This is a genomic window from Geomonas diazotrophica (genome assembly GCF_019063885.1).
Lineage (GTDB): Bacteria > Desulfobacterota > Desulfuromonadia > Geobacterales > Geobacteraceae > Geomonas > Geomonas diazotrophica.
Genome location: NZ_CP077684.1, coordinates 2,018,059 through 2,044,838, shown reverse-complemented (window position 1 = coordinate 2,044,838; position 26,780 = coordinate 2,018,059). Strand labels below are relative to the sequence as shown.

21 protein-coding genes are annotated in these 26,780 nt (G+C 63.5%); 11 read left to right on the top strand and 10 right to left on the bottom strand.

Annotated elements, in window-relative coordinates; translation table 11 throughout:
• Positions 1 to 2: 2 nt before the first annotated feature.
• The 6 genes from KP003_RS08925 (at position 3) to KP003_RS08900 (ending at position 12,820) form a co-directional block, all read left to right on the top strand.
• Complete coding sequence (locus KP003_RS08925) at positions 3 to 7,193, top strand: beta-ketoacyl synthase N-terminal-like domain-containing protein (protein ID WP_216791637.1); 7,191 nt, start codon at positions 3 to 5, stop codon at positions 7,191 to 7,193.
• A gap of 362 nt (positions 7,194 to 7,555) precedes the next feature.
• Positions 7,556 to 8,599, top strand: a complete 1,044-nt coding sequence (locus tag KP003_RS08920; RefSeq protein ID WP_216499261.1) for a 3-oxoacyl-ACP synthase III — start codon at positions 7,556 to 7,558, stop codon at positions 8,597 to 8,599.
• Positions 8,596 to 9,498, top strand: a complete 903-nt coding sequence (locus tag KP003_RS08915) for an alpha/beta fold hydrolase (protein WP_216499262.1) — start codon at positions 8,596 to 8,598, stop codon at positions 9,496 to 9,498. Before KP003_RS08920 ends, KP003_RS08915 begins: the two co-directional genes overlap by 4 nt.
• 3 nt (positions 9,499 to 9,501) lie before the next feature.
• A complete protein-coding gene (locus tag KP003_RS08910) occupies positions 9,502 to 11,151 on the top strand; it encodes a fatty acid CoA ligase family protein (RefSeq protein WP_216499263.1) in 1,650 nt (549 codons plus the stop codon).
• Positions 11,139 to 12,131 (top strand): NAD-dependent epimerase/dehydratase family protein, encoded by a 993-nt coding sequence (locus KP003_RS08905; protein ID WP_217300595.1) that lies wholly within the window; start codon positions 11,139 to 11,141, stop codon positions 12,129 to 12,131. Before KP003_RS08910 ends, KP003_RS08905 begins: the two co-directional genes overlap by 13 nt.
• On the top strand, positions 12,128 to 12,820 hold the full coding sequence (locus KP003_RS08900; protein ID WP_216791634.1) for a 4'-phosphopantetheinyl transferase family protein: 693 nt from the start codon (positions 12,128 to 12,130) through the stop codon (positions 12,818 to 12,820). The genes KP003_RS08905 and KP003_RS08900 overlap by 4 nt, the downstream gene beginning before the upstream one ends.
• Before the next feature lie 44 nt (positions 12,821 to 12,864).
• Here KP003_RS08900 and KP003_RS08895 read toward each other — a convergent pair whose 3' ends face one another.
• From KP003_RS08895 to KP003_RS08880, 4 genes are read right to left on the bottom strand one after another with little or no spacing between them, the layout of a single operon-like run.
• Positions 12,865 to 13,254, bottom strand: coding sequence for a type II toxin-antitoxin system YhaV family toxin (locus KP003_RS08895; RefSeq protein ID WP_216499267.1), 390 nt, complete (start codon positions 13,252 to 13,254; stop codon positions 12,865 to 12,867).
• A 2-nt stretch (positions 13,255 to 13,256) separates the two neighbouring features.
• Positions 13,257 to 14,123 (bottom strand): hypothetical protein, encoded by an 867-nt coding sequence (locus KP003_RS08890; RefSeq protein ID WP_216791632.1) that lies wholly within the window; start codon positions 14,121 to 14,123, stop codon positions 13,257 to 13,259.
• Between the two features lie 8 nt (positions 14,124 to 14,131).
• Positions 14,132 to 14,398 (bottom strand): hypothetical protein, encoded by a 267-nt coding sequence (locus tag KP003_RS08885; protein WP_216791630.1) that lies wholly within the window; start codon positions 14,396 to 14,398, stop codon positions 14,132 to 14,134.
• 54 nt (positions 14,399 to 14,452) lie between these two features.
• The gene (locus KP003_RS08880; protein WP_216499270.1) at positions 14,453 to 14,743 is read right to left on the bottom strand and encodes a hypothetical protein; all 291 of its coding nucleotides are present in this window, start codon (positions 14,741 to 14,743) and stop codon (positions 14,453 to 14,455) included.
• Positions 14,744 to 14,946: 203 nt separating this feature from the next.
• On the opposite strand from KP003_RS08880, the gene KP003_RS08875 reads away from it, so the two are divergent.
• From KP003_RS08875 to KP003_RS08860, 4 genes are all read left to right on the top strand, one after another.
• A complete protein-coding gene (locus KP003_RS08875) occupies positions 14,947 to 15,585 on the top strand; it encodes an OmpH/Skp family outer membrane protein (RefSeq protein ID WP_216791628.1) in 639 nt (212 codons plus the stop codon).
• A gap of 217 nt (positions 15,586 to 15,802) precedes the next feature.
• Complete coding sequence (locus tag KP003_RS08870; RefSeq protein ID WP_216791626.1) at positions 15,803 to 16,273, top strand: DUF2844 domain-containing protein; 471 nt, start codon at positions 15,803 to 15,805, stop codon at positions 16,271 to 16,273.
• A complete protein-coding gene (locus tag KP003_RS08865) occupies positions 16,260 to 17,714 on the top strand; it encodes a DUF3443 family protein (RefSeq protein ID WP_216791624.1) in 1,455 nt (484 codons plus the stop codon). The genes KP003_RS08870 and KP003_RS08865 overlap by 14 nt, the downstream gene beginning before the upstream one ends.
• A gap of 162 nt (positions 17,715 to 17,876) precedes the next feature.
• Positions 17,877 to 19,409, top strand: coding sequence for a S10 family peptidase (locus KP003_RS08860; protein ID WP_216791622.1), 1,533 nt, complete (start codon positions 17,877 to 17,879; stop codon positions 19,407 to 19,409).
• Between the two features lie 6 nt (positions 19,410 to 19,415).
• Here KP003_RS08860 and KP003_RS08855 read toward each other — a convergent pair whose 3' ends face one another.
• Both KP003_RS08855 and KP003_RS08850 read right to left on the bottom strand, forming a co-directional pair.
• Positions 19,416 to 20,054, bottom strand: a complete 639-nt coding sequence (locus KP003_RS08855; protein WP_239027642.1) for a DNA/RNA non-specific endonuclease — start codon at positions 20,052 to 20,054, stop codon at positions 19,416 to 19,418.
• 216 nt (positions 20,055 to 20,270) lie between these two features.
• The gene (locus KP003_RS08850; protein ID WP_216499277.1) at positions 20,271 to 20,465 is read right to left on the bottom strand and encodes a hypothetical protein; all 195 of its coding nucleotides are present in this window, start codon (positions 20,463 to 20,465) and stop codon (positions 20,271 to 20,273) included.
• Between the two features lie 305 nt (positions 20,466 to 20,770).
• On the opposite strand from KP003_RS08850, the gene KP003_RS08845 reads away from it, so the two are divergent.
• On the top strand, positions 20,771 to 21,562 hold the full coding sequence (locus KP003_RS08845) for a YdhW C-terminal domain-containing protein (protein ID WP_216791620.1): 792 nt from the start codon (positions 20,771 to 20,773) through the stop codon (positions 21,560 to 21,562).
• 7 nt (positions 21,563 to 21,569) lie between these two features.
• Here KP003_RS08845 and KP003_RS08840 read toward each other — a convergent pair whose 3' ends face one another.
• From KP003_RS08840 to KP003_RS08825, 4 genes are all read right to left on the bottom strand, one after another.
• On the bottom strand, positions 21,570 to 23,543 hold the full coding sequence (locus KP003_RS08840) for a (Fe-S)-binding protein (protein ID WP_216791618.1): 1,974 nt from the start codon (positions 23,541 to 23,543) through the stop codon (positions 21,570 to 21,572).
• 140 nt (positions 23,544 to 23,683) lie between these two features.
• A complete protein-coding gene (locus KP003_RS08835) occupies positions 23,684 to 24,997 on the bottom strand; it encodes an electron transfer flavoprotein subunit alpha (protein ID WP_216499281.1) in 1,314 nt (437 codons plus the stop codon).
• A gap of 71 nt (positions 24,998 to 25,068) precedes the next feature.
• Positions 25,069 to 25,881 carry an electron transfer flavoprotein subunit beta/FixA family protein gene (locus KP003_RS08830; RefSeq protein ID WP_216791616.1) on the bottom strand — a complete coding sequence of 271 codons (813 nt, stop codon included), beginning with the start codon at positions 25,879 to 25,881 and terminating at the stop codon, positions 25,069 to 25,071.
• Positions 25,882 to 25,975: 94 nt separating this feature from the next.
• Positions 25,976 to 26,779: a GNAT family N-acetyltransferase gene (locus KP003_RS08825; protein ID WP_216499283.1), complete on the bottom strand. Its 804-nt coding sequence runs from the start codon at positions 26,777 to 26,779 to the stop codon at positions 25,976 to 25,978.
• Position 26,780: the final 1 nt, after the last annotated feature.

Genomic DNA, 26,780 nt, shown 5'->3' with positions numbered 1-26,780 from the left:
GCATGAAGCAGCAGTCGCCTTGCGTGGCAATCGTCGGCCTGGGCGGGATCTTTCCCGACGCGCCGGAACTGACAACATTCTGGGAAAACATCCGTAACGCCAAGAGCGCGGCGCGCGAGGTCCCGGCCGGACGCTGGGCCCTCGCCGTCGACGCGGCCTTTCATCCCGAGGCTGGCAAGCCCGACCACGTCTACTCCAAACGTGGTTGTTTCATCGACAGCCTCCCTCCCCTGTCCTCGCTTTCCGGACTGCACATCGACCCGAAGCTCGCAGAGGGGCTGGATCCCGCTTTTCACCTGCTCTTGCACGCCGGCAAGAGGTCCTTCGACAGCGCGGTGACTGCGAAACTGGACCGCTCCCGCGTCGGCGTCATCATCGGCAACCTGGCACTTCCCAGCGAGAAATCCGCCGAACTCTCCCGCGCGATCCTGGGCCGGAATTTCGAAGAGAAGCTTTTGGGGCATGCCGCCGGCGACCCCATTCCCAACCCGTTGAACCGTTATGTGGCGGGGCTTCCCGCCGGGCTCCTGGCCGCCGCGCTCGGGCTGGGCGGGGGGTGCTGCACCCTGGACGCCGCCTGCGCCTCCTCGCTCTACGCCATCAAGCTCGCCTGTGACGAGCTCCTCGCCGGCCGCGCCGACGCCATGCTGACCGGCGGCCTCTCCCGCCCCGATCCCCTCTACACCCAGATGGGCTTCGCGCAGCTGCGCGCCCTGTCGCGGCGCGGCATCTGCTCCCCCTTCGACGCTTCCGGCGACGGACTGGTGGTGGGCGAAGGTGCCGGCATCTTCGTGCTGAAGCGTCTCGACGACGCCCTGGCGCAGGGCGACCGCATCTACGGAGTGATCAGGGGGATCGGTCTCTCCAACGACGTGGGGGGGAGCCTTCTGGCCCCCATGGCCGACGGGCAGTTGCGCGCCATGCGCGCCGCCTACGCGAAGGCGGGGTGGTCGCCGCAGGACGTAGACCTCATCGAGTGCCATGCCACAGGGACTCCGGTCGGCGACGCCACCGAGGTCGGAAGCCTCAGGGAACTATGGGGCGACGCCCCCGGCAAGGGGTGCGTGATCGGCTCGGTGAAATCGAACATCGGCCACCTCCTGACAGCCGCCGGGTCCGCCGCGCTGACCAAGGTGCTCCTGGCCATGGCCGAGGAGACCCTGCCGCCGACGGCGAACTTCAACCAGGCGCCGGAAAACTTCCAACTTGAGAAGAGCCCGTTCCGCGTTCTGCGGGGGGCGACCCAGTGGCAGCGCCGCGCGGAAGGCGTGCCCCGGCGTGCCGCCGTCTCCGCTTTCGGTTTCGGTGGGATCAACGCGCACCTGCTGGTAGAGGAATGGCTCCCGAACGCTGCCGCCGCCGCTGCCGCAGAGCCCCCGAAGAAGGGTGGCGCCGTGGCTGTGGTCGGCCTCGACGCGCGGTTCGGCAAATGGCAGGAGCTGAAGTCCTTCCAGGCACGCGTGCTGGGCGGTGAGACCGGCGCGAAGCCGTCCCACCCGAAGGACTGGTGGGGCGCCGAGCAGAGCGCCTGGTTCGGCAAGGAAAAGCTGAAGGACACCCCCTTCGCCGGTTTCTACCTGGACGAGTTCTCCCAGCCGACCGACCAGTTCCGCATCCCGCCGAAGGAGCTGGAAGAGATGCTGCCCCAGCAGCTTTTGATGCTGCAGTCCGCCGCAGCCGCCATGAAGGACGCCGGGATGGATCGCGGCGACAACCTGCGCGCCGGCGTCTTCGTCGGTATCGCGCTCGACCTGAACAGCACCAACTTCGCCTTCCGCTGGAGCGTCGCGGAAAAGGCGGCGGCTTGGGCGCGGGAACTGGGGCTCCAGCTCTCGCCCGCCGAGCTTGAGCAGTGGATCGGACAGTTGCGCGACCAGGCCGGCCCGCCGCTCACCGCCAACCGCACCATGGGCGCCCTGGGAAGCGTCGTCGCCAGCCGCGTGGCCCGGGAGTTCCGCTGCGGCGGCCCGAGCTTCACCATGTCCAGCGAGGAAAGCTCCGGACTGCGCGCCCTGGAAACGGCGGTGCGCCAGCTGCAGTCGGACGAAATCGACCGCGCCATCGTGGGCGCCGTGGATCTCGCCGGCGACTTGAGGGCCGTGATCGGGCAGCACCTGAACCGCCCCTACTCCGGCTTCGGCAGCGTCACCCCCTTCGACCAGACCGCCGACGGCACCGTGGTCGGCGAGGGCGCCGCCACCGTGATCCTGAAGCGCCTCGAAGATGCGGAGCGCGATGGAGACCGGATCTACGCCGTCATCGGCGGTATCGGCAGCGCGAGCGGTGAAGTCATGCTCCCCGGCATCCCCGCCTACCGTCACGCGCTGGAGCGCGCCTACGGCGAGGCCGAAGTAGCACCGGCGGCTGTCGGTCTCATCGAGGCCCACGGCAGCGGCAACGGGGCCGAGGACCGCATGGAAGCCGCCGCCCTGACCGAGTTTTTCGACGAGCCGGGCGCCACGGCGCAACCAAGGCGACTTCCCGTGGCGAGCGTGAAAGGCGACATCGGCCACGCCGGCGCCGCCTCGGGTCTCGCCTCGCTGGTGCGCGGCTGCCTGGCGCTGTACCAGGAGATCATTCCGGGAGCACGCTCCGGCGAGCGTCCCGTCGGCCAGCTCTCCGGCAACGGCGCCCTTTTCCTCCCCAACGGATCGCGCTACTGGCTGAGGAACCGCAGTGAAGGTGCGCGCCACGCCGGTGTCAGCGTCTTCGGCGTGGACGGCAGCGTGAGTCACGTCGTGCTGCAGGGGTACGACAACGTCCCCGAGCGCGCCGTCGTCGAGCGGGTCGCCCCGCTTGGCGGATGGGACGAATTCCTGTTCTGCATTACGGGAGCCGACCGGCAGGAGCTTGCCGAAGGGGTGCAGCAACTGCGGGAAACGGCGGAAAGAAAGCCCGCACCGGAGATGTCTGTCTTCTCCCGGCGTGTCTGCAAAGAAAGCAGTGCCTCCGACGCACCGCTCGCGGTCTCCCTGGTGGCCCGAAGCGCCGACGAGCTCGCCTCGCTCTGCCTGCAGGGAGAGCGGATCCTCCGCTCCGACGCGGCCTACGCCGAGGCGGTGCTGCACCCGTCCCAGCGCGACCGCCTCTTCTTCAACGCCAGTCCCATCGGCAAAAGCGGCAAGATCGGGTTCGTCTACCCCGGTTCCGGCAACCATTTCGCCGGGATGGGGATGGAGCTCTCCGCACGCTGGCCCGAGGTCTACCGCCGCCAGGATGCGGAAAACCTCTACCTGCGCGAACAGTTCCAGCCGGAGCAGTTCTGGAACGGTGCGCCCATCGATAGCGTGCACGAGAACCATCTGGCCGTGATCTTCGGGCAGGTGGCGACCGGTTGCGCGGTCACCGACGTGGTGCAGCGCTTCGGGGTCAGGCCCAACGCGGTGATAAGCTACAGCCTGGGCGAATCCGCCGGGCTCTTCGCCACCCGCACCTGGACCGAGCGCGACCTGATGCTGACCCGCATGAAGGCGTCCACCCTGTTCACCCGCGACCTGGCCGGCGAATGCCGCGCCGCCCGCGAGGCTTGGGGGGAACCCGAAGGGAAGGAGATCAACTGGAGCATCGGCGTGGTCGACGCCCCGGCGCGCGAGGTGCGCCGCGCCATCAAGAAGACCAGCCGGGTCTACCTTCTCATCGTCAACACGCCGGACGAGTGCGTCATCGGCGGCGACGTGAAGTGGGTGAAGCACCTGGTGGCCATGCTCGATTGCCGCTTCTTCCCGCTGCAGGGTGTTACCACCGTGCATTGCGAGGTGGCGCGCCAGGTGGCTGCCGCCTACCGCGACCTGCACGTCTTCACCACCACCCCTCCCCCCGGCGTCACTTTCTACAGCGGTGCAGCGGGGAGCGCCTACCAGGTGAACCGCCGCAGCGCGGCCGAGTCCATCCTGGCCCAGGCCGTCGAGGGGATCGACTACCCGAAGGTGATCGAAGCGGCCTACGACGAGGGGATCCGCTACTTCATCGAGATGGGCCCCGGCGCTTCCTGCAGCCGGATGATCGGGCGCATCCTGAACGGCCGCCCCCACGTGGCGCGCTCCGTCTGCCAGCCTGGCACGGACGCCAACTCCGCAGTGTTGCGACTATTGGCGCAGCTTACCGCCGAGCGCGTCCCGGTCGACCTGGAGCCGCTCTTCACAGCCGCTCCCGAATTGCCGGTTCAGCCGTCGGTGATCGCGCACGAGCAGAAAGGGCTTCGTTTCACCACCGGCGGTGTGCCGTTCGCACCGGGGCTCCCCCATGCCGGACAAAAAGCCCAGGCGCCTGCGGCCGTCCCCCCGGCAGCGCCTGTTCAGCCTGCCGCGCCCCCGGTCCGGACGGCTCAGCCTGCGGTCCCCTCCGGTTCTGCCCGGATAATGCGGTCTACAGATACTCCGGTAAGTACACCTGAAAAAACATCGGTCATGACAGAGGATATGGGTAAACCAGCCAGCGCAAACGCCGCTTTCCCTGCGGCCAGCGAGCAAGCCGCGCCGACGTTAGCCGCACCGTCCCAGTTCGCCTCGGCTCCGGGCGTGGCCGTGCAGCAAGCCTTCTCCGAGGTGCCCGTCCAGCCGCTGCTGCACGAGTTCGCCCAGGCCCAGGACGCCCGGCAGCAGGCCCACGAAGCCTATCTGCGGGTGGCCGGCGACCTGAGCCGTTCCATCGCCGACGCCCTGGCGCTGCAGATCTCGATCCAGCAGCAGATGCTGGCCGCCGGCATTCCGGTCGAACAGGATCTCAACAACCACCCCGCCGGGGCCTACGCTGCCGCGATGTCCACGCCTGGGCCTGCCGTGGCCGCCCCCGCTGCTGCTGCACCGTCGCCGGCTCCCGCCCCCTACCCCGGCGCGCTTCCGGCGCTTTACGACTACGATATGTGCCTTGAGTTCGCCATCGGTTCGGTCGCCAAGATGCTCGGCCCCGAATTCGCCGAGGCGGACAGCTACCCGACCAGGGTGAGGTTGCCGGACGTGCCGCTGCAGCTCGTGCATCGCATCGTGGCGCTCGAGGGTGAGCCAAAATCGATGACCAGCGGCCGCGTGGTAACCCAGCACGACGTCCATCCGGGCGCCTGGTACCTGGACGGCGGCCGCATCCCGACCTGCATCGCGGTAGAGGCGGGACAGGCCGACCTGTTCCTGTCCGGCTATCTCGGCATCGACTTCATCACCAAGGGGCTCGCCGTCTACCGGCTCCTGGACGCCGTGGTGACCTTCCACCGCGAGCTACCCGCCCCCGGCGAGACCATCAACTACGACATCCACATCGAGCGCTTCTTCAGGCAGGGCGAGACCTACCTGTTCCGCTTCCACTTCGAGGCGACCGTGAACGGGGAACCGCTTCTCTCCATGCGCAACGGCTGCGCCGGCTTCTTCACCCAGGAGGAGCTGGACGCCGGCAAGGGGATCGTGCGCGGTGCCATAGACCTGCGTCCCCGCACCGGGAAGCTCCCCGCGGACTGGAACTACCTGGTGCCCATGCAGCGCGCCTCCTACGACGCGCGGCAGCTGGACGCCCTGCGCCGCGGCGATCTCGCGGGATGCTTTGGGCCTCTCTTTGCCGGGCTGCCTGTTCAGCGCCCCCTCACCATCCCCGGCGGCAGGATGGAGCTGGTGCACCGCGTCATGGAACTGGTCCCGGACGGCGGACGTTGCGGCCTCGGTTTCATCCGCGCCGAAGCGGACATCCATCCGGACGACTGGTTCATCACCTGCCATTTCGCGGACGACCGCGTCATGCCCGGCACGCTCATGTACGAGTGCTGCATGCACACCCTGCGCATCTTCCTGCTGCGCCTTGGCTGGGTGGCGGAGGCCGACGGGTCCGCCTGGCAACCGGTCCCCGGCGTTGCGAGCCAGCTCTGCTGCCGCGGGCAGGTACTGGAGACGACCAAGGTGGTCACCTACGAGGTGACCGTGCGCGAACTGGGCTACCGCCCCGAGCCGTACGCCATCGTCGATGCCCTGATGTACGCCGACGGCAAGCCGATCGTCGAAATCACCAACATGTCCGCGCGTCTCACCGGCACTACCCGTGAAGCACTACTTCAACTGTGGCATGCCAACGTTGCGCAATCACATGGCGTCGCCCCAGTAGCGGTGCAGGCGCCTGCCTACGACCAGAAGCCGGCCATCTACACAAAAAAACAGATACTGGCATACAGCAACGGCAATCCGTCCGAAGGTTTCGGTGACCGTTACAAGGTCTTCGACAGCGAGCGGAAGATCGCCCGTCTCCCCGGTCCTCCCTTCCAGTTCATGGATCGCGTCACCGGCATTAAAGGAGAGCCGTGGCAGATGGTGCCGGGCGCGATGGCGGAAGCGCAGTACGACATCCCGTCGGACGAGTGGTATTTTGCCGCCGACCGTCAGCCGCGCATGCCCTTCGCCGTCCTTCTGGAAGCTGCGCTGCAGCCCTGCGGCTGGCTTGCCGCCTACGTCGGTTCAGCCCTCACCAGCCCGACCGACATCTCCTTTAGAAACCTTGGGGGGACTGCGGTACAACACCGTCCCGTTACGCCGCAAAGCGGCACCCTGACCGCGACGGCTACCCTTACCAAGGCCGCCACCAGCGGCGGGATGATCATCCAGGAGTTCGACTTCTCGGTGGCGGATCGCCACGGCGTGCTCTACGAAGGCGAGACCATGTTCGGTTTCTTCGCCAAGGAGGCCCTGGCCAACCAGGTCGGCATCCGCGAAGCCGCTCCCTACCTCCCCAGCGCCGAGGAGACGGCACGCGGCCGCTCGCTCCCCTATCCCGAGCAGCGTCCTTTCCCGGACAAGATGCTGAGGATGATCGACAGGATCGAGCTGTACGTTCCGGATGGTGGTCCGGCTGGCCTCGGCTACCTGAGGGGGACCAAGACGGTTGTTGCAGAGGACTGGTACTTCAAGGCGCATTTCTACCAGGACCCGGTGACACCCGGTTCGCTGGGACTGGAGTCGTTCCTGCAGTTGATGAAGTTCGCCGCCGTGGAGCGCTGGGGGTGGAACGAAGGCGATTCGGTCGCCGCCGTCGCCCTGGAGCGCAAGCACCGCTGGCTCTACCGCGGCCAGGTCGTGCCGACCGACAAAGAGGTCACCGTGGTGGCCTGGGTCACCGCCGCCGACGATGCCAACCGCGTCCTGACCGCCGCTGGTTTCCTCTACGTGGACGGCCGTGCCATCTACCAGATGAACGACTTTACGGTCCAAATCGAAAGAAGCTAAACGCGTTCTACGTTCTCCACACTCCCTCCCCCCCTGGGAGAGGGTAAAACGCTGTCCACACTCCCTCTCCCCCCGGGAGAGGGTAAAACGCTGTCAACACTCCCTCTCCCCCCGGGAGAGGGTAAAACGCTGTCAACACTCCCTCTCCCCCCGGGAGAGGGTCGGGGTGAGGGCGCTGCGATAGGCGATCACTCCCTTCGTGGCGTCGCCCTCACCCGCCCTGCGGGCACCCTCTCCCGAGGGGAGAGGGAAAAATGTTTTAAACATCCTTTTTTCTCTGTGCCCTCTGCGGACCTCGGCGTCCTCTCTGGTCATGCTTTCGGTTTTCATTGTTGTACAGCTTCCGTTTCTTAAGGTGATTGATGAAGTATTCCAAGGTATATATCGAATCTTTCGGTTACGAGCTCGCTCCGGTGGTGGTCACCTCGGATGAGCTCGAGGCGCGGCTGGAGCCGCTTTACAAGACGCTGCACTTCACCCCGGGGCAACTCCAGGCCCTGACCGGGATCCGCGAACGCCGCTGGTGGGAACCGGGCTTTCAGCTCTCCAAGGGGGCCATCGCGGCAGGAAAGAAGGCGCTCTCCGCGGCCGGCATCTCCCCCAACGACATAGGCGCCCTGCTCTACACCGGCGTCTGCCGGGAACGCTTCGAGCCGGCTACCGCCTGCCGCGTCGCTGCAGGTCTCGGCATCTCGGGTAACGTTGCGGTCTACGACCTCTCCAACGCCTGCCTGGGCGTGTTGAACGGCATCCTAGACGTGGCCAACCGCATCGAGCTCGGGCAGATCCGGGCCGGCCTGGTGGTCTCCTGCGAGAGCGCGCGCGACATAAACGACGTCATGATCGCCAAGATGCTGGAGGACCGCAGCATGGAGAACTTCGCCAGCTCGCTGGCCACCCTCACCGGCGGTTCTGGCGCGGTTGCCGTGCTCCTCACCGACGGCTCCTTCTCCAAGTCCGGCCGCAGGAGGCTGCGCGGCGGGATCACCCAGGCGGCGCCTGAACACCACGGCCTCTGCCTCTGGGGCATCACCCCCGACGGCAAGGGCGGCTACGAGCAGTCCATGAGCACCGACGCGGTCAGCGTGATGAACTACGGCGTGGAACTGGGTCGCCGCACCTGGGATGAGTTCCTCCCCGAGGTAGGCTGGAGGGAGACCGATGTGGACCGCGTGGTCTGCCACCAGGTCGGGAGCGCACACCAGAGCGCCATCCTGAAGACGCTGGGCATCCCGCTCAACAAGGACTTCACCAGCTACGAATTCCTGGGGAACATGGGGACCGTTTCCCTGCCCCTGACCGCCGCGCTGGCTGACGAGCGCGATGTGCTTTCCGCCGGCGACCGGGTTGCCCTCTTGGGCATCGGGAGCGGGCTCAACTGCCTCATGCTGGGAGTGGACTGGTGAGAGACGCAGTGAAAAACTACTACCCCTTCACCGGCCGCACCCTCGACCTTGACGGCCTCGCCTACCACTACCTCGACGAGGGCAAGGGAGCCCCGGTGGTCATGGTGCACGGCAACCCCTCCTGGTCCTTCTACTACAGAAACCTGGTACTGGCGCTGCGCGACAACTACCGCTGCATCGTGCCGGACCACATCGGCTGCGGCTTCTCCGACAAGCCGGGCGACGACCGCTACGACTACACCCTCTCCCGCCGCATCGACGACCTGGAGCACCTGATCGATTCGCTCGATCTGCAAGGAAAGATCACCCTTGTGGTGCACGACTGGGGCGGGATGATCGGCATGGGGTACGCAAGCCGCCACCCCGAGCGGATCGGCCGCATCGTGGTCCTGAATACCGCCGCCTTCCATCTCCCCAAGGAGAAGAAGTTCCCGCTGGGGCTGAAGATCTGCCGCGACACGCTGCTTGGCACCCTGCTGGTGCGCGGTTTCAACGCCTTCAGCGTCGGGGCGTCCATCGTCGGCTGCAAGAAGAACCCGATGCCGCAGGAACTGATGAAGGCTTACCGCGCACCCTACGATTCCTGGCAGAACCGGATCGCCACGCTGCGCTTCGTGCAGGACATCCCGCTCGCACCGGGAGACCGCGGTTACGATCTCGTGAGCGAGATTGCCGCCGGTCTGGAGCGCTTCAGCGACCTCCCCATGGCCATCTTCTGGGGAGAGCTCGACTTCGTTTTCGATACCACCTTCCTTGCCGAATGGAAGCGGCGCTTCCCGAAGGCGCAGGTGCACAGCTATCCCGACGCCGGACACTACGTCCTCGAAGACATGAAAGGCGAAGTGGTGCCGCTCATCGTCGAATTCCTGCAGCAGACCGAGGCCCGGGAGACTGCCTGACCCATGTCCGAGATCGATTTCGTCAACATAGCCGCGCATCTGCCCGAGATGGCCAGGCGCCAGCCTGACACCAGGGCGATCATCTTCCCCAAGGGGAAGCGGAGCCTCACCTTCTCGGAGTTGAACCGCCTGAGCGACAGGATCGCGCGCGGGTTGATCGCCCACGGCATCTGCAGCGGCGTGCGCACCGTGCTCATGGTGACGCCGAGTCCGGAATTCTTCGCCCTCACCTTCGCGCTCTTCAAGGTGGGCGCGGTGCCGGTGCTTATCGATCCGGGGCTTGGGATCAAGAACCTGAAGCAGTGCTTCTCCGAGGCCGAACCGCACGCCTTCATCGGCATCCCCAAGGCGCACCTCGCACGCAAGCTCTTCGGCTGGGGCAAGGAAAGCATCCGTACCTGCGTTACCGTCGGCCCGCGGCTGTTCTGGGAAGGGACCACGCTTGCGAAGATCATCGCGGGACAGCAGGACGATACCCCCTTCACCCTCGCCCCGACCCAGAAGGACGACGTCGCGGCCATCCTTTTTACCAGCGGCAGTACCGGCATACCCAAGGGAGCCATCTACAGCCACGGCAACTTCTCCGCGCAGGTGAAGGCCCTGAAGGATGTCTACGGCATCGAGCCGGGGGAGATCGATCTCCCCACCTTCCCGCTCTTCGCCCTGTTCGCTCCGGCACTCGGCATGACCGCGGTGATCCCGGAGATGGACTTCACCCGGCCTGGTTCCGTCGATCCGCGCAAGATCGTGGGACCGATCAACGAGTACGGCGTGACCACCATGTTCGGCTCCCCAGCCCTCATCAACCGGGTGGGACGCTACGGCGTAGAGCACGGCATCAAGCTTCCCACCCTGCGGCGGGCAATCTCCGCCGGGGCGCCGGTGCCTGCCTCCGTGCTCGAGCGCTTCACCAGCCTGCTGAACCCGGGCGTGCAGGTGTTCACCCCTTACGGCGCCACCGAGGCGCTCCCGGTCTGTTCCATAGGCAGCACCGAGATCCTCCAGGAAACCCGTAAAATCACCGATTCCGGCGGCGGGGTCTGCGTCGGGCGGCCGGTTGAAGGCATCCGCCTGGAGATCGTCCAGATTACCGACAACCCCATCTGCGGCTGGGACGATGCGCTGCGCGTCCCCACCGGAAAGATCGGCGAGATCGTGGTGCAGGGGGAACAGGTGACCCGCGGCTACTACAACCGCCCGGAATCGGACCACCTCTCCAAGATCATCGACCCGGAGACGGGCTCGTTCTTCCACCGCATGGGCGACCTCGGGGGGATGGACGAAGACGGTCGTGTCTGGTTCTGCGGCCGCAAATCCCACCGGGTCGAAACCGAAGCAGGCCCTCTTTACACCATCCCCTGCGAGGCGGTCTTCAACACCCATCCCGCCGTGTTCCGCAGCGCCCTGGTGGGCGTGGGGGAGCCGGGGGCGCTCACGCCGGTGATCTGCATCGAACTGGAGAAGGGCGTCAAGGTTGACCAGGAGCAGGTTCGCAAGGAGCTGAAATCGCTGGCCGAGGAACACATTCACACCCGTTCCATCGAATCCTTCCTGTTCCATCCCGCCTTCCCGGTGGACATACGGCACAACGCCAAGATCTTCAGGGAGAAGCTGGCAGTCTGGGCCGCGGAGACGCTCAAGTGCGCGCGCTAGTCACCGGAGGGGGCGGATTCCTCGGCTCGGCCATCGTCAGGCAATTGCGTGCCCGTGGCGACGAAGTGGTCAGTTTCTCGCGCGGAGAGTACCCGGAGCTGGCTTCCCTCGGCGTAGAGCAGTATCGCGGCGACCTCGCCGACTTGAACGCAGTGGTCCAGGCGGCGCAGGGATGCGACACCGTCTTCCACGTCGCCGCTAAGGCGGGCATATGGGGGAGCTTCCAGGAGTACTACCTCGCCAACGTCGTCGGCACCGAAAACGTGATCGCAGCCTGCCGCATCCTCGGCATCAGGCGCCTGGTCTACACCGGCTCGCCCAGCGTGGTCTTCGACGGTTCCGACGTTGAGGGTGGCGACGAGTCACTCCCCTACCCGGCCCACTTCGAGGCGCACTACCCGCACAGCAAGGCGCTTGCGGAAAAGGCTGTCCTCGCTGCCAACTCGCGCACCCTTTCCACCGTTTCGCTCCGGCCGCATCTGATCTGGGGACCGGGCGACAATCACCTGGTACCGCGCATCGTCGCCAAGGGACGCGCCGGCGCCTTGAGGCGCATCGGCACGCGTACCTGTCTGGTCGACACCGTCTTCGTGGATAACGCGGCCGAGGCGCACCTGAACGCGGCGGACCGTCTCTGCCCCGATGCGCCGCTGGCGGGCAAGGCCTATTTCATCTCCAACGGGGAGCCCATCCCGCTCTGGGATATGGTGAACGCCATCCTGGGCGCGGCCGGAGTGCCGCCGGTCAACCGCACCGTCCCGGCCGGAGTGGCCTATGCCGTTGGGGTTGCCTGTGAAGTAGCCTGGAAAACGCTCAAGCTTTCCGGTGAGCCTCCCCTGACCCGCTTCGTCGCCAAGGAACTCGCCACCTCCCACTGGTTCGACATCTCCGCTGCCCGCAGAGACCTCGGCTACTCCCCCCGCATCTCGACGCAGGAGGGGCTGAAGCTTCTGAGGGCGTCGTTCGAGGCAGTGGCTTGATTCCGATCGCCGGACTGGAGGGGGTGCGTGCGCAGTTCCGGCTCGAACCGCTGCAACGCCCGGATCATGAAAAACAACGCCTGCTCGGCTTTTTAAACGACGAGGAAGTACGGCGTGGTGCTCGACTGTTCGATCACCTCAAGCGCGAAGAGTTTCTGGTGGGGCGCGGCTTGTTGCGGGAAATCCTGGCGGGGTACAACGGTCGGGAACCGGGATGTCTCGAGTTTCTCGAGGGGGAGTTCGGAAAGCCGTATCTGGCGGCCGAGCAGGCAGCCGATGGGATGTGTTTCAACGTCTCCCATGCTGGTGGGAAGTTGCTCGTTGCTGTATGTTACGGTGCGGAGATTGGAGTCGATCTGGAAGAGGTGCGGCAGGATCTGGCGTTTCGCCCCATGGCGGAGCGCTATTTTTCTGTGCGGGAACGGGAGCAGCTTTTCAGCCTGGCTCCGCAACTGCAGCTCGATGCTTTCTACCGCTGCTGGACCCGGAAGGAGGCCTATATGAAGGGGACCGGGAGAGGTTTTTCGCTGGTCTCGACGGCGTTTGACGTCTCGCTGTTGCCTGGTGAACCGCCTGCCCTCCTGAGGCATGGTTCAGACCCCGCCGAGGTCGGGCGTTGGTGCATCATCGACCTGCCGGTCCCTGGCGGTTATTGCGCGGCGCTGGCAATTCAAAGGCAGGGCGAATAATTATTCGCCCCTACAGAGTCCCATCGTTCCCATCGTTCCCATCATCACCTGCTCTTCCCCCTGAACGCCCGGTAGGCATCCATGTGGCTCTTGTACTTCACCAGGCTCACCTCGCTGTTCAGCCAGGCGTAGATGATGGCGTTGGTTTCCTTGTCCCACTTGAAGAAGAGCCGGTGCTCCCCGGTCGGCTTGGCCCGGCGCCACTGCCGGTAGGCATGCCCCTCGGACTCCCCCTGGTAGTACGAGGCGTGCTGCGGATCTGCCGGAATCTCGTCCTTGATGGCCCGGTACACCCGTGCCAGCAGTTTCGCCTGGGGCGAATCCTTGTAGGTCTGCGGGTTTCTCTCCTTCTCCTTGGCCACCACCGCGATCAGTTCGTCCAGCACCTGTTCGAAAGCGGCATGAAAGCGGATGCGCGACTCGTTGCTGACCATGTTCAGACCTCCACGTCCCTGATGAGCTCTTCGATCAGCTTCATTTTGTCCGGGTCCGGGACCTTGATGGTGTCGGCGCTGGAGGCCAGTTCCCGCTCCATGCAGTCGTAGAGGTCGTACACGGTGCCGTTCTCCACTGAGAAGGAGAAGGCATCGAAAATGCGTGGATGACAGGGGACGGTAGTGAGCTTTTCGGAGACCCTGTCCTCGTAATAGGTGGCGACCAGGCTGTCCGGGAGCACGAACCGGTAGTGGATGAAAGACGAGTCCTTGCCGCTGACGAGTTCGTAGCGGCACTGCAGCAGGATGGCATCGGTCTCGGAAAAAGCGGTGCCGATACCGGCGAGAACCGCCTTCAGGTCCTGCTCCGCCAACCCTTGGCGTGCCAGCGTTTCGGTCACCGTCTCGTAATCATCCTGGCGCGGGTGACGCACCCCCTCGTGACTTTCCTGCCATTGGGAGAGCAGTTTCTTCAGCAGCGAAAACCTCCCGGTCAACGGCGCGATGCCGATGGCGGCGTTCAGCAGCTTCGGTTCCTGGGGCGCGCGGTCCAGCGCGAGCAAGGCATATTTAGCCGCATCGTTCCAGAGGCAGGATTTTTCCAGGGCAAGGGCGTAGTACATCAGGGAAAGGTAGGAGTCGGAGAGCTCGACGGCCTGGAGGTACTGGGCGTGCATCGAGGCGATGTCGTGCTCCAGGCAGGCGACCAGCCCGTGCAGGACGTGGCCGGAGACCGGGTCCTTTTTCAGCAGGGCCTGGGCCGACTTCTTGTATTTGGCCAGCTTTAGCCCCTGGGTCACGTCCCTGCGGCTGAACGCCCCCAGTTCGCGCAGAAGCTGGCCGAAATCGGGCTGCTTGCGGAAGAACATGGATCGGCTCAGCTAAGCCCGGTGCCGCAGAATCTGCACGAGGTCTCGCGCCATTTGCTGAACTCGCTGCACTTCGGGCATTGCCGGTAGTGCCCCTCTACCGGGCGGAGCGGGCGCTGAAAGGCGGTGATCATCACGGTGGGGGCGAAAAGGGCGTTCAGCAGGAACCACAGAAACGGGTTGCGCCCCTTGGTGTGGGCGATCCAGGCGCCGATGGTGCCGGGCAGAAGGAAGAAAACGACGACGAATCCCCATTCCATCATGTTGGTAGGCATGTACGCTCCAGTAGTCGTTAGGCGCCCTTCCTCTTCGGGACGGGAGCGCCGGGATCAGGTTCTGGGTTCGGTCCTGGTGATGGTGCTGCGCAGCTCCAGCCCGAGCAGTCCGGCGGCCTCGCGGACCGCGTTCAGGTAGCGCTCCCTGAAGTGCGGCAGGGCGTCGGTCGGGTTCCCCGCCTCATCCCAGGGAAGCTCGGTGCGGGACAGCACGATCAGGATCTCCTCCAGGGAGTCCCTTTGCTTTCTCAGCTCGCGGATCTCTTTCAAAGCCTCGTGCAACAGCTCTGCCGTGGCGGGGTCGTCGGATGTCGCTGCCTGCAACTTCTGTAGCATATCGGTCATGGGGCGCTCCTCTTGAGTGGTGGCATCGTAGCAGCGAGGCGTATACGAGTCAACAGGCTTTATAGATGCGATTAGTCGGCAACTTCCACCCGCCGGCTGGCTCTTTGTGGCCGGCCAACACATTTCTTTTAATTGCCAAAGCGTAACAAAGGCTTTATGCTCTCCCCGTCGCAGTCACCACTACTCAAACAAAGGACGATCATATGAACAGGTTCGTGTCATTACTCATCGGCACCGCACTCACCTCTCTCATCGCCGCGAACGGTTTTGCCGCTGAGGCTGCTCCCGCCGCTGCTCCCGCCGCCGCACCCGCCGCAGCTCCGGCAGTGGCACCCGCCGCGGCTGTTGCCCCCGTGGTTCCCGCCAAGGACGAGGCAAGCGCTGCGGCAGTCAAGATCGCGATTATCGACATGGGCAAGGTCGCGTCAGAATCTCCCGAAGGCAAGGCGGCAAGCGAGTCGCTGAAGAAGAAGTCGGAACTCCTGCGCAGTAAGCTCGACGCCCGGACCAAGCAGCTCGAGAAGCAAAAGGCCGCCATCGAGGCCAAGCTTCCCACCATGACCCAGAAGGAGCGCGCAGCCAAGGCGGCCGAATTCCAGAAGAAGGTTGAGGAATTCCAGAAGCTGGCACGGGCGAGCGAACTCGAGGTGAACAAGCTTCAGGACAAGCTGACCAACGAAGTCGGCGGCGTGATCAAGAAGGCGGCCGGTGACTATGCCAAGGCCAATGGCTACCTGTTGGTGGTCGAGGAAAAAGGGGTGCTCTTCGCGGATGAAAGGGTGAAGCCCAAAGACATCAGCGAAGAGGTCGCCGCCGAGCTCTCCAAGAAAGGGAAGAAATAGTTCCTCCATCCTTCCCTGCCCAGCCGTACCATCCTTATCGTTACACCGGCTCGCCGCCTCGGGAATTCCAAGGCGGCGAGCCTTTTTTCACCCCCCCGCTCCCAGCCCTCCCAATGGTCACAAAAATTAACACTCGCTAACACAGAAATGGATTTGTTGGTAGAATGTCACCTTGTTTCTTGGAACACCCAAATTCCGAGCGGCACAGGGGACGACGATGATGCTACGACTTTGTCTTATCTCGCTCTGCATGGCGCTGGTCATCTCCTGCCGGTATGACCTCGCGGAAGCGACTCTGGGGGAAACGGCCCAGACCATTGCCCGAGACTCCAAGGAGTTGTCCGGAGCGCTCCTGAAATCGACCAACCGCGCCAGTTACCGCGTTCAATCGATCGCTTCAGGGACCACGGCCACCACCGTGCGGGAATACGTTAATCCGTCCGGCGTCGTCTTCGCGGTCGCCTGGAACGGCTTGGTACACCCCGATCTGCACGTGCTGCTCGGCAACTATCACGACGACTACCGTAAGGCGCTTTCCGGTACACCGCGTCGGCAGGGGCGTCGAGGTTTGAAAGTGATGACGCGTCGGATGGTGGTGGAAACCTGGGGGCATATGCGCAACCTGCAAGGGCGGGCCTACCTTCCCGAACTCCTGCCCGAAGGAGTGAGCCTCGATGAGATCCGTTAAGCTGTCGGCAGTCATGACCATGCTGGCCGTGCTCGCCACCCTGTCCGGATGCGGCGGCGGCGGGAAAAAAGGCCCGACCTTGACCTCGATAGCGGTCACCCCTGTCAATTCGACCCTCCCGGTCGGCACGACGGGGCAGTTCACCGCCACCGGGACCTACTCCGACAACAGCACACGGGACATCACCAGCCAGGTATCCTGGAGTTCCTCTGTCGCAGGAGTGGCTACCATAAGCAGCGCAGCGGGGACCAAAGGGATGGCCACCGCGGTCTCCGCGGGGACCACGACCGTAACGGCCACCCTTGGGGGGGTGACCGGATCGACCAACCTTACCACCACCTCGTCATCAACCCCGGCCGCCAACGTGATGCCGATGACGGTGAACGGCTCGCTTTGTTCGCCAGGAAGCTACCTAAACAAAGCCTGCGTAAGTGTCACCGTCTGCAATCCCGATCTCTCCGCCTGCCAGACGGTGAACGACGTCCTCCTCGACACCGGCAGTTACGGTTTGCGGCTCTTCCAGCAGGCGATACCAAACCTGACTCTGCCGCCCGTGGCCAGCGGTGCCGGCACACTCACCGGCTGCGTCCAGTTCGCCGACGGCAGTTCCCTTTGGGGACCGATCAGGAGGGCCATGGTCAAACTGGGGAACGAACCGTACGTCTCTGTGCCGATCCAGGTGATCAACTCCAGCTTCGGCTCGCTCCCCCTCCCCTGCTCCAACGCGGATCCCACCCCGGTCTCCTCGGGGTTCGCCGGAATCCTGGGGGTGGGGGTGTTCAAGGAAGACTGCGGTCTTGGCTGTGCGTTCACCTCGGCCAACGGTGTATATTACAGCTGCAGCGGGACGAGCTGCGTCGGAGCTTCGGTCCCGCTGACGGACCAGGTGCAGAACCCGGTTGCGGCGCTCCCGGTGGACAACAACGGTCTGATCGTGACCCTGCCCGCTGTCCCCGTGGGCGGGGTGCCGTCGATCAGCGGATCCGTGGTCCTTGGGATCGGCACCGGCACCAACAATACCCTTTCCGGCCCGGTCGTCCTCAGGACCGACTCCGCCGGGGACTTCACCACCACCTTCAACGGCGGCTCCACCAACGGGTTCGCCGACACCGGCTCCAACGGCCTGTTCTTCCCCAATGCTGACCCGAGTGTGCTCCCGGTATGCCCGTCGCCCAATACCGACTGGTACTGCCCCCCGCTCACCAGGTCCTTGCTGGCGACCAACGTGAGCGCCGGGGGAACGCCCGCGTCCACGGTCAGTTTCCAGATCTCCAATTTCAACAGCCTGTTGAACAGTTCCAACCGGGTCTTCAGCGATATCGGCGGCCCATCCGGCTTCGGGTTCGATTGGGGGTTGCCCTTCTTCATGGGGCGCAGCGTCGCCTTCGGCATCGAAGATGAGAGTTCCGGGCTCGGCACCGGACCCTACGTCGCCTATTGATTTAACCTCCATCGCGGCTGGCTCAAAGCACCTTGCGCACCATGCAGGGTGCTTTTTTTGTTCTTCGCGGTAACTCACATTCATTCCCTTGGTTTGACCTGGCTGGCACCTTCAGATAGTATCCAATGTGGTATCCATGTTTTTCATTGAGGAGGGGTTCCCTTGTCTAAGCCATTACTGATCGTTTCGGCTTTGTTCTTTGCCTTAGCCCAAGTACCTGCGTTTGCCGCTCCTCCCTCCCCCGAGAGCAAGCCGCAAGGCGTGGAGCAGCAGGAAAGTCAAACCAAGCCTGGGGGGACGGCCCGGGTCGTGGTGACCAGCCACAAGGCCCAGATCGGCGGCAAGGAGATTTCATACCAGGCCTGTGCCGGCACGTTGCCGGTGCTCACCGACACTGGGGAGACCGAGGCCGAGATCTTCTACGTTTCCTACCGCGTGCAGCAACCTGCTTCCGCAAAGCCCCGTCCCCTGCTATTTGCTTTCAACGGCGGCCCGGGCGCCGCCTCCGTCTGGCTGCACCTCGGGGCAATGGGGCCAAGACGGGTGCAGATGCTTCCCGACGGTAGCATGCCGGCACCCCCATTTCGCCTGGTCGACAACGCGTCAAGCTGGCTCGATGTGGCCGATCTCGTCTTCGTGGATCCCGTCGGCACCGGCTACAGCCGCGCCGCCAAGCCCGACCTCACCAAGAAGTTCTCCGCTGTGCAGGGGGACATCGACTCGCTGGGACGCTTTGTCAGGCTTTACCTTACCCGCAACGGGCTCTGGGACGCTCCCGTCTTCCTGGTCGGCGAGAGCTACGGCACCTTCCGCTCGGCGGGACTGGCAGAGCACCTGGTTGAGCACGGCGTCGCCCTCAACGGCCTCATACTGGTCTCCAGCATCCTCAACCTGCAGACCGTTTCCTTCGATTACGGCAATGACCTTCCCTACCAGCTTTTCCTGCCGAGCTACACGGCGACCGCCTGGTACCATCGCAAGCTCGCTCCCGAGCTGCAGGCGGACCTGGACCGGACCTTGGCCCAGGCGGAGCAATGGGCGGCATCGGACTACCTCTTGGCGCTTAACAAGGGTGATCGGCTGACTATGGCGGAGCGCAAGGCCATAGCGGAAAAACTGGCCTCGTTCACGGGGCTCGGCGTGGACCTGGTTCAGAACAGAAATTTGCGGGTGGACAACCGGGATTTTGCGAAGGAATTGCTGCGCGACGAGGGGCGCACGGTCGGATTGATGGACAGCAGGTTCAACGCGGAGAATCCGGAGCCGGGCAAGCACCTGTGGGGCGATGCGACAATTGCCAACATCCGTCCCCCCTTCACCAGTGCCATGAACACCTACCTTCGGGAGGAGCTTGACTACCGGTCGGACCTGGAGTATTTCGCGCTGGGGGGCGGCATCGGCCGCTGGGATTGGGAGGCCAAGAACAGCTATGCGGATACCGGCGAGAACCTGCGTAACGCGATGGTCAAGAACCCCTACCTGAAGGTCCTGGTCGCCTCGGGCCTGTTCGATCTGGCAACCCCGCATTTCGCAACCGATTACACCTTGGCCCACCTGGGGGTGGGGGAGGCGCTGCGTCGGAACATCTCCGTCAAACGGTACCGCTCGGGGCACATGATGTACCTGGAGGGGGATTCCCTGGCGCAGTTAAAGAGGGATGCGACGGAGTTTATCGGCACAACCCTGAAGCGTTAGTTCAACTCACTGCCAGAGCGCAGGCGGGGCCGGGGTCTCGATCCGGTCCTGCTCCTCCCTGGGCAGCGCGGAGAAGAAGTCGAGCCCGGTCTGCCTTTCCACCTCGCGCACCGGCACCAGGTACTTCGGCATGTCCTCGGTCTCAAGCGGCTGGTTCGGCATGATGAGTGCCAGTGCCTCGCGCCTGGCCGGATCGAGGATCACCTTGTACAGGGCGGATGGGACCGCCACATGGTTGCGGCCGATGGTCCTCAGCGCCCCTTTGGGATAGATCGGCCCGCTGTAGATGAAGAGTTCCCCCCGCTTCTCCACCCACTTGCGCACCTTCCCCTCCAACTCGGCCCAGATGCCTCGGTTCATCCCCTCCCCCGCCTGGGGCACCATGTTTGAGAGGTAGAAGCTCTCCGACATGGCCTGTTCGTCCCACGCCATGTCCGCCGCCGGCGCCATGTGGCCACGGTCGTAATCCGATCCCCGGTAGTCGGAAAGCTCCGCACGCTCCCCCTTGGGAAGTTCGAGGTCTGGACGGAAGTTGTCGGAACGCTTCAGCTTCGCCTGCAACCGCTCCCTGGTCATCCTCTCGACAACCCAGACCGGCGTCTTCTTTTGCGCGTCGTGGCTCAGCAGGAACCCCTTCCGGCACAACAGATCACCGCTTTGGCCGGGTACACCATAGGCGACAAACTCACGGCACTCCTCGAGAGGTCCGCACCATGCTGAGGTTGCCGATAAAAGGATGAGAACAACGATTGAGAGAAGAGTGTTGCGAGGCATGTGACCGCCGGATAGTTCCGCCTGGGGCGGTTATTTTCGCGGCAGTTTAGCAGGAGAAGGCAGCCCGTTGCAACCGTGTAGGCAAGTTCAGAGGATGTCCCGCTCAGTCTCTACGTTGTTGAGATTCAGCTTCCTGTTTATGTCACGCACATATTGCGGATCTTGACCGCTGCAGCTATCTTCCTTGAACTCCAGGAGAAGCCTCAAGAGATAGCAGAACAGCCCCAGCCCCAGGCAAGGCAACACGCCTCCCAACGCCAGCATAAACCCTGAATATTCCACGCCGACCTCCTTGGTCAGAATCTCCAGACTTCAGCGGGAATAAATATATATTAGGCGTTGTTAATGTCAAGAAGGCGCATCGTTAATGTTGGATCCATGGGCGGCGTAGAAAGCCTGCGAACAGGGAATTGCAGCGCGTATGAAAAAAAATCAAGGGCGCAGTTTACACGGTACAAATGTGGTTTATTATAGACGCAATGAATTGGTTCTAATGCTCACCGCGCGAGGTACCACCGACAATGCACCAGGGATTCCACTCCGGCCACAGCCAAAGCGCTACAGCAGAAACTTTCCATCGGACCGGCATGACCGAGCAGATCGCAGAGGTTAAGGCAAAGCTGATTCACAATGTCAGGCGCAACTCGAAGAGGTACGGCGCACTGACCTCCTCCCGCATCGTGTCCGTACTCGCCAAAGGGTTGCCGGGTGAACTTCAACATGGAGTGCTGGAGGCAATCTCAACAGGCGGCCTCGCCAGTGACATACGCACCCTGGTAACCCCCTCCGGACAGCTTTTCCTCTACTCACAGGATTACATGAACAGTGAAGATGCGGCGGCCAAGGGGAAGCTTGAGGAAGTGAAGCACGCCATGGCAGAAAAGATCCGCAGGGATTCCAGGGTCATCACGGCCCTGACGCCGCTTAACGCCATGTTCGCGCTCTTCCCCGATATCAAGCCGGTAAAGATCTGCTCGCTTCTCAACGAGATGCAGACCCAGGTGCAGTACCGGGACATCAAGACCGCCTCAGCCTTCAGCGGTGAGCTCTACCTCTACTGCGACGCGCACATCACGGAGAAATACGCGGGACTGCTGGTTCGCTCCGCCGTCACCGACGCCTGCAGCACCATCGTGGACACGGTGCGGGAAGAATCCCGCATCTACCCGAGGCCGACCAAGGTGAGCCTTTTCACCAGCCAGGTTTACGGCATCCCCGCCGCGAACCTGCACCCCTGCATCGTGAGGATTCTCAACTCCCCCGAGTACGGGGACATCCGCAAGCTGGTGCATCCTGAGACCGATGCGGAATACCTCTACTCCACCCTCCACATGAATGAGGAGCAGGCCTATACGCTGATGAAATGGATGGAAGAATAAGGTTCGGCTACAGGGAGAGCGCTACCACTTCCGCGATGTCCTTGACCTGGGTGGTGCTCCCGGCCACTTCCTTGATGCCGTCCTCGAACATGGTCATGCAGAAGGGGCAGCTGACGCAGACGGTCACCGGCTGTTGCGCCAGCGCCTCCTGTACCCGGCTGCGATTGATTGGAGTACCTTCGTGCTCCTCGAGCCACATGCGCCCCCCCCCCGCACCGCAGCAGAAGGCGTTCTCCCGGTTGCGCCCCATTTCCAGGACCTCGCGCCCCGTTGCCTTCCTCAGCACCTCGCGAGGTGCCTCGTAGACGTCGTTGTGCCGACCGAGGTAGCAGGAATCATGTAACACCACCCTCCCCGTTTCGGCGCTCCGGGCCGGGGTGAGCTTCCCTTCCCGCAAAAGTCTATCGATCAGCTCGCTATGGTGCAGCACCTCCAGCTCCAGCCCGTACTGGCGGTAATCATTCTTGAGGGTCGTGAAGCAGTGCGGGCACTGGGTGATCACCTTGGTGACCCCCTTTGAGAGGAACTGCTGGACCGTCTCCTTTGCCATCTGGTCGAACAGGTATTCGTTCCCGAGCCGCCGTACGCTATCCCCGCAGCACTTCTCCTCCTTGCCCAAGACACCGTAGGAAACGCCCGCCGCGTCGAGCACGCGGGTCAGGGCCACCGAGACCTGCTTGTTGCGCGCATCGAAGGCGCCCGAGCAGCCGACGAAGAGCAGGTATTCGGTCTTCCCCGCCTCGAAGGGACGCAGGTTCAGCTGTGAACTCCACTTGCTCCGCTCCGACGGGGCCATCCCCCAGGGGTTGGAACGCTGCTCCATGTTCTCGAAGAGGTTCAGAAGCTCCTCGGGGAAACTCGCCTCCATCTGCACCAGGTGCCGGCGCATCTTGACGATCTTGGGAAGATGCTCGATGAAGACCGGGCATGCCTCCATGCAGGCGCCGCACGAAGTACAGCTCCAGAGGGCCCTCGCCTTGGTGTTTCCCTTTTTGCCGTCGCCGATCAGCGAGACGCACCGTTCCGCCTGCAGGTCGCCGGAGAGCTTGTCCATGACCGCGCCGTTTTGCAGGAGGTTCTCCTTGATGGCGTGGATCATCTCGCGGGGGTTCAGTGTCTTGCCGGTACTGGAGGCGGGGCAGGCTTGCTGGCAGCGGCCGCACTCGGTGCAGGAGAAGGAATCAAGCAGGTCCTTCCAGGAGAGCCGCTCCACCGTTGCAGCACCGAAGCTGTTTCCTTCCTGGAACGCCTCGCGCTCTTGGCTATTGCATTTCCCCATGCTGCGCAGAAAGACGTTGGGTATGGCGGTAAGTATGTGCATATGTTTGCTGTAAGGGAGAAAGTTCATGAACCCCAAAAGCACCACGGCATGGATCCACCAGAAGACGTTGCCGGTCTGCTCCAATGCACCCGCAGCAGGAGTGGCCATGATCAGGCGGGCGACAAGATTGGACACCGGGGTGGCTGTGGTGCCAGGCAGCATCCCCTGAGCGATGCGCACGCCGTTCACCCCGAAATAGGCCAGCATCAGGGTCGCGATCATGGACAGGATAAGGTAGGCCTCGAAGGTGCGGGCCCCCTCGAAGGGAGGGTTCACCGTGCGACGCAGTGCAGCGACCGCCACCGCAACCAGGGCCGCCAGTGAACAGATGTCGAACAGGAACAGCAGCGCCCCGTGTAGCGGAGCCGGGAGCAGCGCAAAGGAGACCGCCGGGAAGATCCCCGAGACCAGGAATTCAAGGTTGGCGAGGGCCAGCACCAGGAAGGCCCAGAAGATGACGCCGTGGTTAAGCCCGAAGGGGCGGCTTACCACCCTCTTTTGCCCTACGGCGTAGACCAGCATCTCCCTGAGTCGGTCCAGGGGGCGGTCGAAGCGGTACTCGTTCTTGCCGACGCTGACCAGTGCCAGTCTGCGGTAGCAACTGAAGGCAAAAGCGGAGAGTGACAGGCTCAGAATTGCGATGAAAATTACGTGTTCCATAGATGCTCCATAAAGTCTGGGCTGAAAGCGGTCGCGCAAAACACACGGAGCATGCGCAAAGGGCGCGGAGTCAAACCAACGGCTTTTCTTAGCGCACTCCGCGGATACTCAGCGTTCTTCGCTTAACTTCTTTGAGGGTTTCAAGCGGCCGTTCGTTGCTTCATTTCCCTTACCCGCGCGGTCAGCGCAGGCACCACCTGAAACAGGTCCCCGACGATTCCGAAGGTGGCCACCTCGAAGATGGGCGCCTCGGGGTCGCGGTTGATGGCTATGATGACGTCGGAATCCTGCATTCCAACCAGGTGCTGGATGGCACCCGAGATGCCGCAGGCGATGTAGATCTTGGGGCGGACCGTCTTTCCCGTCTGGCCGACCTGCCGATCCTGGGGGAGCCAACCCGCGTCCACGGCGCTGCGCGACCCGCCGACCACGCCACCAAGCTCCTCGGCCAACTCTTCGAGCAGGGCGAAGTTTTCCTTTGCCATCAGTCCACGACCGCCCGAGACGATGAATTCGGCACCGGCCACGTCCACCTTGTCCTTGGCGCCCTTCTCGGTGATGACTTCCAGCACCCGGGTGAAGATGGACGACTCGGCAACGGGGCAGCTCTCGTGGATCACCTTGCCGGTCCTGCCGCTTTTCTGTTGCGGCATGGGCATCACGTGCGGGCGCACCGTTGCCATCTGGGGGCGGAAGCGGTCGCACATGATGGTGGCCATGATGTTGCCGCCGAAGGCCGGACGGGTCTGCATGAGGTTTCCCTTCGCGTCGATCCCCAGTCCCGTGCAGTCCGCGGTGAGGCCGGTCTTCACGCGGGTCGCGACGGCGCCTGCCAGGTCGCGACCCATGCCTGTTGCCCCCATCAGCACCACTTCCGGCTTGTGCGTCTCAATGAGGTGGCACATCGCTTCGAGGAACGGCTCGGTGCGGTACTGGCGGAACACCGGATCGTTGACCAGGAACGCCTGGTCCGCTCCGTAGCCGAATGCGAGATCCGCTAAGTGCTCCACGCCGCTCCCTATGACCACCGCGGAAAGAGGCACACCGAGCTGGTCGGCAAGCTCCCGCCCCACCCCGGTCAGTTCCCAGGAAACCTTGGCCGCCTCGCCGTCATTCTGCTCGATGAAGACCCAGACCCCCTTGTATGCGGAGATCCTGCGGCGACGTTCCGATTCTTCTTCGTCCACCTCTTCGCCGCCGTGTTTCTCGAAACCGGCGATGATGGCGAGCTCTTCGGGGGTGTAGAACATCTCCAGTGCGCCGGCCGGGCAGGCCTTGACGCACTTCACGCAACCGATGCACTTTTCCGCAGCGATGATCGGCTCGCCCTGCTCACTCATCTCCACGCCGTCCACGGGACAGACGCTTTGGCAGCGCGCGCCGCAGGCGATGCACTTGCCGGATATCACCCGCGCCTTGCCTCGCGGTTTCTTCAGCTTAACTGGTTCTGTCATGGGGCACCTGTTGTTTTTGAATTCAGTCGGACCAGTCAGACCTGTCGGACCGGTCCGACAAGGGGGGACGCCTATACTGCCAGCATGTCGCCGTCGATCAGCCGTTCGAGCAGCAGGTTCGCCGCGCCAACCGGATCGTTCATGCCGTCGCCAATGATCTCCCCTTCCTTGCGCTCCGGAGAGAAGATGCGGCTTACCCAGGTGGGGGAGCCTTTCAGTCCTACGCTGTTCACGTCCAACTGTAACTGCTCGTTGCTCCAGCACTCCACCTGCGCCTTTGCGGAGGAAAGCCGCATGGGCACCGTCGGGTAGCGCGGCCGATTCAGTTCGCGCACCACGGTAATCATGGCTGGCAGCCGCGCCTCGACGATCTCGTAACGCCCCTCCAGCTTGCGGCGCACCACGATGGTCTTTTGTACCAGGTCGATCTTTTCGATCCGGTCCACCAGGGTCAGCTGGGAGTACCCCAGGCGAACCGCAATGCCCGGCCCCACCTGGGCAGTGTCGCCGTCTATGGTCTGCTTGCCGCAAAAGACGATGCACACCTCTTCCTGTTCGCCCAGCTTCTTTATGGCGGCCGCGATCACATTGCTGGTCGAGAGCGTATCGGCTCCGCCGAAGACGCGGTCGGAAAGGAGAATGCTGCGGTCGACGCCCAGCGCCAGCGCCTTCCTCAGCGTCGCCTCTGCGTTGGGCGGTCCCATGGATAGTGCCACCGCTTTGAAGCCGTGGTTGTCCTTAAGGCGCAGGCTCTCTTCGAGGGCATGGCTGTCATACGGATTGATGATGAACGGTATGCCGTCCCTTATGAGAGTGTTGGTTACCGGATCGATCTGCACCTGCGTGGTATCCGGAACCTGCTTTATGCAGGCGACGACTAACATGCGTCCCTCCTTGTCGAAGCAGTTCTAAGTTTCGAAGCCATACTTACCGGTTTATGTCTTTATTGGAGTATCGTTTTACCGCTTTATCTTTAAATCACCCCATACTGCCCATGCTCGCCAGAGCGAAAACCTTATGTGGCGAGTACTTTGGCTTGGCGCCAAGGTACATGAGAGTATTGCTTCCCCGAATCGAAAAACCCTTGCGGGTCAACAAAGCTGCAGCCATCAGGTTGCCTGCCGGAACATCCAGGAATACATTGGTTCCGGCCGCGGCCAGGGCCGACTCGAGAAGCGCTGCCGCATGTCCCTCGAAGAGGGTTCCCCAAGGCCCGAGTTGTGTCCCCTGCTCCCAATGCTGGATGCAGACAAACGAGTGATTACCGCAGATGACGTGCCCGCGGTTGCCGGTTACGGCCAGCAGTGCATCACGACGGTCGCCCCACCCGGCGCTGTCCACGTGCCGGATCATCTCCGTGTCGCAGGGTGCCGCCGGAGACCAGCTTCGGCCACCGCCCCCCTCCCCCACCCAGCGGTTGATGCTGTCGACCGGAATAAAGCCCAGTTTCTTGTAAAGCTCCACCCCTTTTGCAGAGGCCGTCAGCCAGACCGTTTCTACGCCGGCATCGAGTAAGGCCTGCAACGCTCCCTGCATCAGCTCCGTACCTATACCGCCCCTGCGTGACTCGGGCGCCACCAGGAGGTTACCGATCCAGCCGCTTTTGTCGTGGCGCAGCGAGGTGATGTACCCCTGCAGCTCACTGTCGGCGCGCTTGACCAGACACCCCTGCGGGAAGGTCTGCAGCAGGAATTCCATCTCCCACTTCCCGCAGATCCATCCCTCACTCGTCGCCGCCGCGAGGAAGTGGCCGATATCGGAGTCAAGGAACGGGCTCAACATG